The sequence below is a fragment of the Pseudomonas sp. EGD-AK9 genome (genome assembly GCF_000465935.2).
Classification (GTDB): domain Bacteria; phylum Pseudomonadota; class Gammaproteobacteria; order Pseudomonadales; family Pseudomonadaceae; genus Aquipseudomonas.
Map to the genome: position 1 here is coordinate 1 of NZ_AVOF01000393.1, position 2,700 is coordinate 2,700.

Annotated in this window: 1 protein-coding gene and 1 pseudogene; both read right to left on the reverse strand. The window is 64.9% G+C overall.

Translation table 11 applies throughout. From position 1 onward, the window contains the following. Window positions 1-434: pseudogene (locus N878_RS17050) on the reverse strand (GGDEF domain-containing protein); the annotation flags it as partial. 151 nt (window positions 435-585) lie between these two features. Continuing rightward, window positions 586-2,391: a phenylacyl-CoA dehydrogenase gene (locus tag N878_RS17055; protein ID WP_021444811.1), complete on the reverse strand. Its 1,806-nt coding sequence runs from the start codon at window positions 2,389-2,391 to the stop codon at window positions 586-588. Between the last annotated feature and the right edge of the window lie 309 nt (window positions 2,392-2,700).

The window sequence follows — 2,700 nt, forward strand, 5'->3', positions numbered from 1 at the left end:
GGATAGCGCCGCGCCAGGCCCAGCGCCAGCCCCCCCAGCGCCAGCAGCACGGCGCCGCGGGCGAGCAGGTCCTGGGCCAAGTGCGAGCGCTCCTCCCAGCACCCGTAGAGGGCATAGAACAGCGGCAACAGCAGGCAGACCAGGTGGAACACCAGGGCCGCATCCTCGCGCACCTGGCCGCCGGCGCGGAAATGGTCGACCTGGATGTCGAGCAGGAAATAGGCGAGGTACAGCACCAGCAGCAGGAACAGCTCGCGCTGACGGCCGTAGCCCAGGCAGAAGGCGCCGCCGAGCAGCAGCAACAGGGTCGGCAGTACATTGAACAGCGAGACGAAGAACTCGCTCAGCACCGGCAAGCGCGCCGCCAGCAGCCCGCCGAGCAGCAACGGCAGCGAAGACAGGAAATGGCTGAGGCGCAGGCTGGCGAGACGCATCGCGGCAACGTCCATCACGGAGATGACGGCATTTTGCCTGCTTGCTGCGGCGAAAACAGCGACGGGTTGCGACATTCCGTTATCGCCAGCGCACCGGCATAAAAAAACGCCGCCCCGAGGGGCGGCGTTCTTCGACCAGCGGATGGCAGGCTTAGAAGCCCAGGGCGAAGTGCTCTTCGTCCATGTCCATCAGGTTGCTGGCGCCGGACAGCATGGCTTCGACGTGCATGCGGGTACGCGGCAGGATGCGCGCGAAGTAGAAGCGAGCGGTCTGCAGCTTGGCCTTGTAGAAGGCCTCGTCGCCGCTGCCGGCCGCCAGTTTCTCGGCCGCCAGGCGCGCCATGTCGGCCCAGAAGTAGGCCAGGCAGGCGTAGCCGGAGTACATCAGGTAGTCCACCGAAGCGGCCCCGACTTCCTCGCGGTCCTTCATCGCCGCCATGCCGACCTTCATGGTGATGTCGCCCCACTCCTTGTTCAGCTTGGCCAGCGGCTCGACGAACTCCTTGACGGCATCGTTGGCCTCGTTGGCCTGGCAGAACTTGTGCACGATCTTGGTGAAGTTCTTCAGCGCGCCGCCCTGGGTCATGAGGATCTTGCGACCCAGCAGGTCGAGGGCCTGCACGCCGGTGGTGCCTTCGTACATCATCGAGATGCGGCAGTCGCGCAGGTTCTGCTCCATGCCCCACTCGCTGATGAAGCCGTGGCCACCGTAGATCTGCATGCCGTGGGAGGCGGACTCGAAGCCCACTTCGGTCATGAAGGCCTTGGCGATCGGGGTGAGGAAAGCCAGCAGTTCGTCGGCGGCTTTCTTCTCTTCTTCGTTCTGGCTGTGCTGAACGATGTCGACCTGCTTGGCGGTGAAGTAGACCATGGCGCGGTTGCCTTCGGCGAAGGCCTTCATGGTCAGCAGCATGCGGCGCACGTCCGGATGCACGATGATCGGGTCGGCGGCTTTTTCCGGCGCTTTCGGGCCAGTCAGCGAACGCATCTGCAGACGCTCGCGGGCGTACTTGATGCCACCCTGGAAGCCGACTTCGGCGTGGGCCAGGCCTTGCAGCGCGGTACCCAGGCGAGCGGTGTTCATGAAGGTGAACATGCAGTTCAGGCCCTTGTTGGCCGGGCCGATCAGGAAGCCGGTGGCGCCGTCGAAGTTCATCACGCAGGTGGCGTTGCCGTGGATGCCCATCTTGTGCTCGATCGAGCCACAGGACACCGCGTTGCGCTCACCGACGCCGCCGTCGGCCGAGGGCAGGAACTTCGGCACGATGAACAGCGAGATACCCTTGGTACCGGCCGGCGCATCGGGCAGGCGGGCCAGGACGATATGGACGATGTTGTCGGCCATGTCGTGCTCGCCAGCGGAGATGAAGATCTTGGTGCCGGAAACCTTGTAGCTGCCGTCGGCCTGCGGTTCGGCCTTGGTGCGCAGCATGCCCAGGTCGGTGCCGCAATGCGGCTCGGTCAGGCACATGGTGCCGGTCCACTCGCCGGACACCAGCTTGGTCAGGTAGGTGTGTTTCTGCTCGTCGGTGCCGTGGGCGCTCAGGGTGTTCATCGCACCGTGGGACAGGCCCGGGTACATGCCCCAGGACCAGTTGGCCGAACCGACCATCTCGCTGATGGCCAGGCCGAGGGATTCCGGCAGGCCCTGACCGCCGTGCTCGACGTCGTGCGCCAGGCTCGGCCAGCCGCCTTCGACGAACTGCTGATAGGCCTCTTTGAAGCCGGTCGGGGTCTTCACGCCGGATTCGCTCCAGGTGCAGCCCTCGATGTCACCCACACGGTTCAGCGGCGACAGCACCTGCTCGCAGAACTTGGCGCCTTCTTCGAGGATGGCGTCGACCATGTCCGGAGTGGCGTCCTGGCAGCCAGGCAGGCTCTGATAGTGCGCTTCGTAGCCCAGCAGTTCGTCACGGACGAAACGAATATCACGCAAGGGGGCCTTGTAATCAGGCATAGCGGTAAACCTCTGCGGTGGATTCCTAGTAGTTGGGGTGACCGGCTTGTCGGTCGCTTTCGGGATCACTCCCGGCTGCTGGGCCAGGCATTCGCGGCCCAGCAATCAAACAGGCGTTTGAAACATACGTTTACGCCACCCCCTTGTCAAGCGCTGCCAATCGCCCGGCTAGGCGAGCAGATCGATGCGCGAATCCGGCGCCGGCCATTCGCCCAGGCGCCGATACAGCTCAAGACTAGGCGCTGGCGGCAAGGGCTGCTGCGCGGCGCGGTCTTCTTCGTCGCCTTCCTCGGCGCCCCGCTCGGCCTG

Excerpts from the sequence above, each read along its gene's own strand:
- N878_RS17055 (WP_021444811.1), bottom strand. The coding sequence starts at position 2,391 with ATGCCTGATTACAAGGCCCCCTTGCGTGATATTCGTTTCGTCCGTGAC.